Annotated in this window: 3 protein-coding genes; all 3 read left to right on the forward strand. The window is 37.6% G+C overall.

Annotation, left to right across the window (positions count from 1 at the left end; translation table 11 throughout):
* Positions 1 to 21: 21 nt before the first annotated feature.
* Genes V7183_RS15235 through V7183_RS15245 form a run of 3 tightly spaced genes read left to right on the forward strand, consistent with a single transcriptional unit; the run spans position 22 to position 8,866 of the window.
* Positions 22 to 3,873 carry a phage tail tape measure protein gene (locus tag V7183_RS15235; RefSeq protein WP_335360062.1) on the forward strand — a complete coding sequence of 1,284 codons (3,852 nt, stop codon included), beginning with the start codon at positions 22 to 24 and terminating at the stop codon, positions 3,871 to 3,873.
* A gap of 20 nt (positions 3,874 to 3,893) precedes the next feature.
* Complete coding sequence (locus V7183_RS15240) at positions 3,894 to 5,381, forward strand: distal tail protein Dit (RefSeq protein ID WP_335360063.1); 1,488 nt, start codon at positions 3,894 to 3,896, stop codon at positions 5,379 to 5,381.
* On the forward strand, positions 5,378 to 8,866 hold the full coding sequence (locus tag V7183_RS15245; RefSeq protein ID WP_335360064.1) for a phage tail spike protein: 3,489 nt from the start codon (positions 5,378 to 5,380) through the stop codon (positions 8,864 to 8,866). The genes V7183_RS15240 and V7183_RS15245 overlap by 4 nt, the downstream gene beginning before the upstream one ends.
* Positions 8,867 to 9,142 lie beyond the last annotated feature (276 nt).

The following is a 9,142-nucleotide window of genomic DNA, read 5'->3' on the forward strand; positions in this document are numbered from 1 at the left end:
TTTAATGATGGAGGTGAGACTATGGCAAATGAAATAAATAATCTGGTGGTTCGTCTTTCTCTTGATAATATAGACTTTCGACAAGGTATATCTAACTCTGGTCGTGCAGTACGAACTCTTCAAAACGAGCTTAAATCTATAAGTGTGGGAATGGGCGGTTTTGCAACAGCAAGTGAGCAAACACGTGCAAAAATGGACGTTTTAAACCGCATCATTGAAGCACAAAAAGAGAAAATTAAAAATCTAAGGGATGCTTACGATAAAAATAAAGCTAAGCTCGGAGAGAATGATGCAGCAACACAGCGATATGCTGCACAGGTGAATAAAGCAGTCGCTGATTTGAATCGCTTTGAGAATGAACTCAAACAATTAAATCAGCAAGCGGAGAAAAAAGGGATTGATAAGCTGAATAATGCTTTAAAAGCATTACAAGCTGAATTCCAGTCTGTTACGACAGGGATGGGTGGTTTTTCTAACGCAACTGAACAAACACGAGCAAAAATCGATGTTCTGACTCGTATGGTTGATAAACAGAAAGAAAAAATTAGAGAATTACAACAAGCGTATAACCGTGCAAAAACAGAAGAAGGCGCAGCGAGTCAATCGGCTCAACATTATGCTGAACAAATTCACCGTGCTACTGCTGAACTGAATCGATTTGAAACAGAATTACGTCAATCGAATCACGAATTAGAACAACAAGGGAACCGTCTATTAAATTTCGGGAATCGTATGGAGACATTAGGAAACCATTTACAAAACGCAGGTATGCAAATTGGTATGGTATTTGGTGGTATGGCATATGCAATTGGACGTGGACTCAAATCAGCAGTAGAGGAATCCATGAATTTCGAGCAGCAAATGGCAAATGTCAAGGCGGTCAGCGGTGCTACCGGTGAAGAAATGAAAAAGCTAAGTGCTTTATCGATTGATATGGGTGAGAAGACAAAGTTCTCGTCTGTGCAAGCTGGTAAAGGCGTAGAAGAGTTAATAAAAGCAGGTGTTGGATTAACTGACATTATTAACGGTGGTTTGGAAGGAGCATTGAACCTTGCAACGGCTGGAGAATTAGAACTTGGTGAAGCAGCTGAGATTGCATCCACAGCACTTAATGCATTTAAAGCCGACCATCTTTCAGTAGCTGATGCGGCCAACATTCTAAGCGGTGCAGCGAATGCTTCAGCTACTGATGTACGTGAATTGAGATATGGACTAGCAGCATCTTCAGCTGTTGCGGCAGGAGCAGGAATGTCTTTCAAAGATACAGCCACGACTTTAGCAGTATTTGCCCAGAACGGGTTAAAAGGTTCTGATGCAGGTACATCATTAAAAACGATGCTTATGAGGCTTAATCCTTCTACCAAAGAAGCATATAACAAAATGAGAGATTTAGGTCTCATCACATATAATGCACAAGCTGGTTTCGATTTCTTAGTTCAGAATGGTATCACACCAGCTTCACGAAGTGTAGGTGATATTGAAACAGCTCTAGAGCAATATGTAATGAAAACAGAGGGAGTCACAAAATGGAATGACAAATGTGATACGACATTCCGGGAGTTAGGAACAAGTTCTGCTTTTCTATCATCAAAATTCTATGATCAACAAGGTCATATTCAAAGCTTAGAAAATATTTCTGGTATTCTTCATGAATCAATGAAAGGCCTAACAGATCAACAACGAAGTATGGCGCTTGAAACGCTGTTTGGTTCGGATGCTGTACGTGGAGCGACGATTTTATTTAAAGAGGGTGCTAGTGGTGTCAATGAGATGTGGGATGCTATGTCGAAAGTTACAGCAGCTGATGTTGCGGCAACGAAGATGGACACATTAAAAGGTCGCCTTACCCTGTTAAATTCCTCTTTTTCCACTATGAAGAAAACAATTGGTGATGCACTCGCCCCTGTTATTGGCGTATTTGTAGCAGGTTTACAAAAACTCGTTGATGGATTTAATGCTCTTCCTGGTCCAATACAAAAAGCTATTGCAATCACAGGTGGGATTGTACTTGCTATAACGGCTATTGCATTTGCTATTGGAGCAGTTCTAGCAACAATCGGAATGATGGTTTCTGGGATTGGTTCTTTATCTCTCGCATTAGCATCAGTTGGTGGATTTGCCGGAATTGCGGCAGGAGCAGTCGGATTCTTAGGAAGTGCACTTGCTTTTTTAACTGGCCCTGTCGGATTGGTAGCAGCGGCACTTATTGGAACTGGAGTTGTTGCTTATAAAGCGTATCAAAAAGCTACAGAAGACAGCATTGCTGCTGTAGATCGTTTTGCTACAAATACAGAAGGCAAAGTAAGTTCATCAACTAAAAAAGTTCTCGGTGAGTATTTCAAATTATCTGATGGTATTAGGCAAAAGTTAACTGAAATTAAATTGACTCATGAAGTTATTACAACCGAACAAGCTCAAAAATTAGGTCAGCAATATGATCAGTTAACTGAGAAAATTCTTACAAAAGTTGATGAGCGTAAGCAAAAAGAAACTGAGCGTTTGAGAAAATTATTTGCTGATTCATACGTACTTACAAGTGAAGAGGAAAATAAAAGATTAGAGTTACTAAATCAAAAATATGAAGAAGAAAAACAAAAAGTATCTGAAAAAAATGCAAGAATTAAAGAGATTTTAGCTCAAGCAGCAGCAGAGAATCGCGAACGTACACATGCTGAAAACGTAGAAATCCAAGCTTTGCAAGATGAAATGGATCGTGTAGCGATTCAACATATGACACAAAATCAAATGGAACAGAAAGTTATTCTTGAGAATATGCGTGTTCAAGCAAGTGAAATATCTGCGCGACAAGCAGCAGAAGTTGTTGAGCACAGTGCTAAAGCGCGTGATAAAGTCATTGAGGACGCTAAAAAGACTAGAGATGAAAAAATAGCAGAAGCAATTCGACAACGTGATGAGATGGGTGGATTGAATGCACAAGAAGCTGATGCTGTTATCAAGGAAGCTCAACGTCAATATGAAAGCACGGTTTCTACAGCGAAAAATAAACATAATGAAATTGTAAGTGAAGCCAAAGCGCAAGCTGGCGAACATGTAAATGAAGTAGACTGGGAAACGGGTCAGATTAAATCGAAGTACCAGGTCATGAAAGACGATGTAATTCAGAAAATGAAAGACTTGTGGTCAGATGTAACTCACAAGTGGGAAGATCTGAAAAATTCTACAAGTCGAGCGGTAGAAGATATTAAAAATACAGCGTCTCAAAAATGGGAAGATATGAAAAAAGCAGTACGAGATAAAATGCAGGACATAAAAAGTAGTGTAGAAAGTAAGTGGCATGAAGTAGAATCATTCTTTAAGTCAATTGATTTATGGAGCATTGGTAAAAGCATTATAGAAGGGCTTGGTAAAGGAATAGATTCAGCTACAGGTGGACTTTTAAGTAAAGCAGCAGGAGTTGCAGAGAAGATAAAAAATACAATTTCTGGCGCACTTGAAATAAACAGTCCTTCGAAAGTCATGATTCCAGTCGGAAGTGCTGTCCCCGAAGGTGTAGGGGTAGGTATGGACAAAGGAAATAGATTTGTTGTCGATGCAGCAAAGAAAGTAGTTGGAACACTGAAAAAACAAATGAGCAACATGCCATCTGTTTTTGGTTTTGATTTTACGCCAAAATTCTCTATGCCTAAGAATAATTTCAATGGATTTGTGAATCAAATTCAACCAAATTTCCCACAACAATATGTCCCTTCAGCTACTAAGAGGGTATTTCCAAATGATGTATCGGCAGAAAAAGAAGTTAATCTTACTGTAAATATGACTAACATGTTAGATGGTCGAGAACTTGCAGGCGGAACTTATATGTATACTACAGAGCTTCAAGAACGTGATAGAAAAAGAAGGGCCCAATTCTAATCAAAGGACGGTGATACATTATGGGCAAATTAAGTTTCTCATTCAATAACATTCGAAAAGATTACATTTTAATGCTTGTAGGAAGAAAACGCCCATCATGGGCTCCAATTAGACGTAATTTAGTAAGAGTTCCTCATCGTCCAGGAGCTTTTTTAATTAATACGGAAACAGAGGAACGTCGCATAGATGTTCCTCTTGTTATTAAAGCAAAAAAAGATATGGCCGATTTGCAAAAAGTAAAAGAGGATTTAGCAGATTGGTTATTTACTAAAGAACCAGCTGAACTTGTTTTTGATGATGAACGAGACAGAACATATCTTGCTGTTGTGGACGGTTCTCTTGACCTTGATGAGTTAGTTAATAAGGGAAAAGGTGTTATCACTTTTATTTGTCCAATGCCTTATAAACTTGGTGCAACAAAGACTCACGAATTCGAGCGAAAGTGGTCTACTGAAATTACTTCTACTTTTAAAAATAACGGCAGTGTAGAATCACCAGCTCTCATCGATATTAAGGTTGGAGAGCCGAGCACATTCCTTGATGTTTGGTATGGTGCATATCCACATGATCGGAATTACTTTCGAATTGGTTATCCTCTCACAGTGGCGGAAACAACTGTACAAGAACGAGAAAGAGTTATGTGGGATGATATGTCTACTCCTGTAGGATGGACTCCCGTGGCACAATTCGATGATATGAAAGGAACAGGCTCGTTTAAAGTTAGAGATGGTTACGCTCTCTACTGTGGTGATTACGGAGAATCTAGCGGATTCCACGGTGCGTTAGCTAAGAAAAATATACCTGGTGGCCCGATTCAAGATTTTGAAATGGAAGCGTATGTGCGTTTGAAATCTACAAACATTGGACAAATGGGACGCGTTGAAGTATTACTTTTGGATGACGCAAGTAATCTTGTAGCCAGAATCAATATGAATGATTTATATTGGGATGCGGAGATCACAAAGGCTCATATGAAAATTGGTAATGCAGGAACTCCAGGTAGCTTACGTAAGTTAGTTGATACAAATGGTGCACATCCGAATACGTTTAATCAATTCTACGGTAGACTTAGGGTCGCTAGACGAGGGAATCAGTGGTCTGTTTATGTAGCAAGATTCCAGGACGGTACAGAAATTGACGATGCTTCATTCGTTGAGCGTTGGATTGATGAAAGTGGAAATCCAATGACTAATCGAAAGGTAGCACAGGTAATGATTTCAATCATGAGTTGGGATGTAAATGAACCTGTTGACGTCATGCAGATTGATGACTTGAAAATTTGGAAAGTCAATAATGTGAACGTTAATACGAAGCCTTATATCTTTGATAAAGGTGACAGAATCATTATCGATACTGAGCGAAGTCTTGTGACCATCAATGGTAAGAGTGCTATTAATATAAAAGATATCTTTAGTGATTTCCCAACTGTAATACGAGGCGATAACCGTATTGACATCATGCCTTCTGTTGGAATAGCCACAATATCATACAGGGAGCGATATAGATGAAAACACCTAGTGGAATACTTCACGTTGTTGATTTTAAAACAGAACAAATCGTTTCTGCTATCCAGCCGAAGGATTATTGGGATGATAAACGCCATTGGGAAATAAAAAACAACGTTGATACGTTAGACTTTAAAGTATTTGATAATATGGAACATGCAGCAACATTGATGCAACAAAATTTAGTGTTAAAAGAAGTTAGAGATGGTCGAATCGTTCCTTATGTAATTACTGAGTCTGAGAAGGATTCTAATAATAGATCAGTAATAACTTATGCGTCAGGTGAATGGGTTTTATTAGCAAAAGCAGGGATTATCAAGCCACAACGAATTGAATCAAAAACTGTAAATGAATTCATGGACATGGCACTTGCAGGAACGAAATGGAAACGCGGTAAAACAGAATACACTGGATTCCATACAATGACTATTGATGAATTTATTGATCCACTTAAATTCCTAAAAGATATCGCTTCGCTATTTGATTTAGAAATTCAATATCGTGCTGAAGTTGTAGGTTCCCAAATCGTTGGTCGTTACGTTGATATGGTTAAAAGACGCGGCAGAGATACTGGGAAAGAGGTTACTTTAGGGAAGGATCTTAAAGGTGTCAAACGAATCGAGAACTCACAAAATATTTGTACCGCCCTCGTCGGATTTGTGAAAGGCGAGGGTGATGAAGTAATCACCGTTGAGTCTATTAATAACGGACTTCCTTATATCGTAGATAACGATGCATTTCAACGTTGGTCTGAAAACGGTCAACATAAATTTGGTTTTTATACACCCGAAACCGAAGACTTAAATATGTCCCCTCAACGCCTTATGACTTTAATGAAAATAGAGTTAAAGAAACGTGTTAATGCTTCAGTTTCTTATGAGGTTGATGCAGCATCAATTGGTCGTATCTTTGGTCTATCACATGAATTAATCAATGAAGGTGACACACTTTATATCAAGGATACAGGATTCACACCGAAACTGTATCTAGAAGCTCGGGCGATTGCTGCCGATGAATCATATACTAATCCTGAACAAGACAAGTACACGTTTGGTGATTACCGTGAGATTGTAGATCCGAATGAAGAACTAAGAAGGTTATATAATAAAATTCTTGGTATCTTAGGTGATAAAGCTAACAAAGAGTTATTGGAACAGCTAGAAAAGTTAGTTGAGGAAGCAAAGGGACAATCTGAACAAGCTGTGGAAGAATCGGAAGCAGCAAAACAATTAGCTGAAAAAGTACTAGAAAATATAAAAAACTTTCAAACTACCATTATTGAGAGTAAGACACCACCAACAGACAATTTAGAAGCTGGGAAAACACTATGGCTTGATATTTCAAATGGTAAACCCGGCATTCTAAAGAAATGGTCAGGCATGGAATGGGAAGTACTCATACCTAATTACGGCGAAGATGTAAAAGAGCTTGATGAAAGAACTGCTAAATTTGAAACATCAATGAATGGTTTAAACAGTACAGTTGAACAACTTTCTATTACTACAAAAGAACAACAAAAACAAATTCTTGATGCTCACTCAAAAATCGAACAAACTTCACAATCTATCGAAGGAAAAGTCGATATTAAGCAAGTTGAAGATTATGTGGGCGGCATTGGAAATATTAACAAGCTACGCAATACTGAGTTTCGAAAAAATACAAATTTTTGGTTGGTAAACCAAACTTACAATATAGTACGTGATGTAAACACAAAATATAGGGGTTCTATTTCATTAAAGACAATCGCTCAAGGAAATACGAGTAACGTCTTTGTAGGAGCAGAACAAACAGTAGACATTACGGCAGGTGCTACTGTAGTAGCGTCTGCTTATTTTAAGACTGATAATCCTAGTGGTATGGATCAAGGTGGAACTTTCGAAATAAAATTCTATACTGCTAATGGAACTTTTATATCGAAAATATCTGAAGAAATTAAACTTTTGAAAGACCAATGGACGAGGGTTGTCGTGTCTGGGATAGCACCGGCAGGTACTGCAAAAGTAATGTTCCGTTACAATATCATAAGGAATGGCACATTGTGGATGGCTCAACCAATGCTGCAAGAAGGCTCAATTCCATCCAGTTATCTTGAGAACCCAAATGACTTCGCTGATAAAGATAAAATCATGGAAGACTTAGCTGACAAAATAGCAACTGAACAATACACACAAAAAGTAATTGACCTTCAAAGGCAGATTGCAGCAAATACAGAAGGGATCTTATTGGCAGCAAAATCATCAGAAGTTTACACAAGAAAAGAAGCAGACGGGACATTTGCTAAAGATGCTTACGTAAAAGAAATGGAAGGGCGTTTGGCAGTTACTGAAAAGGAAATTATTAGTACAGTCCGTAAAGGTAATATCATTTCGGAAATAAATCAGACTTCTGAAAAGATTAAAATTGCAGCAAAGTTTATTGATTTAGTCGGGCAAGTAGAAGCTTCTTGGATTAAAGCGGGGTTGTTGCAAGGGACGACAGTTAAAACGAGTAATACAAATGAGCATATTTACATGCAAAATCAGGTATTGAGATTCGTAAACCAAGGAAATGCGAAGATTGTGATTGGTTTTGAAGATGAGCGGCAAAGTAAAACGTTCAATCCGTATATCGTCTTAGGTGAAGGGGACGGAACTGGACGAAATTTCGGAACTATTTATAAGGATGGTAATGGTGTTTACTATAGATTTGTGGATAGTAACGGTGCAGAAAGTAGCGTTCGATTAACAGCAATGGGGAATGTCGGAATTACAGCTCAAAACGATATGTATCATACAGCGAAAAACATATTTTTAGATGGTAAAACCGTTGTTACGATTAACAATAATGGTAAAAACGTTGCAAGTTTTAAAGCTGCAAACGGTGGTGGCGATTGCGATATATATTTAGGTAGTCACACTATTCGTTCCTCAACAGTTTCCGGCTACGATCAACTTTTGCAAATAAAGAACCTTATGGGGAACGGATTTAAAGGGATAGAAGTCGCTGAAGTTACCGCGCATGGGGGAATACGTTCTGATACAAACTTATGGGCAGAAAAAGATTCGTATGCAATGCAACATATCAACAGATCGACAGAGAAGATTAAAACTTCTGTACATGACTTGCCATTTTCAGCTTTAGAAAAAATTCGGGAATTAAAAGTGAAACAGTACTTTCTGAAACGAGATATGTATGAATTGTACAAAATGCGAATGAATAAACCAGCGAATCAAATTGAGCCTTATACAACAAATGATATTGAAACACAATATGGGTTTATTGCGGAAGAATCAGACGATATATTTACAACTCCGGAGAAAGACGGGATTAAGTTATATTCCACTCTTTCAATCCTTACTGCAGCTGTACAAGAATTAGAAGAAAAACATGATAAAGAAATCAAGGGTTTGGAAGAAAAACACAATGCAGAAATGAATGTTATGAATCAAAGAATCGAAACATTAGAAGCCCTGGTTCAAAAATTAATAAACGAGAAAACGGAGCAGTGATAAGCTGGTCTTTTTTTTATTTTTCACAAAATACGGCTTTTAGTTATACTCCGAAGAATGTCTTTTTCTCTTTTGTTTAGTGTTTTTTACAATCTTTCAGGCACATCTTTCCTGAAAAAAACTAGTAAATTATAACAGAGGGTTGTTAGACTCTCTGTTAATTTAATACAACCTAAGATTAAATAATTACAATATATAATAATTATGATATTATTTTTGATGTTGTATATCATAATTTAATAAATATAGGAGGTATTTCATGAAAAAGAAATTTAT

The organism is Bacillus sp. JJ1127, assembly GCF_036965845.1.
Classification (GTDB): Bacteria; Bacillota; Bacilli; order Bacillales; family Bacillaceae_G; genus Bacillus_A.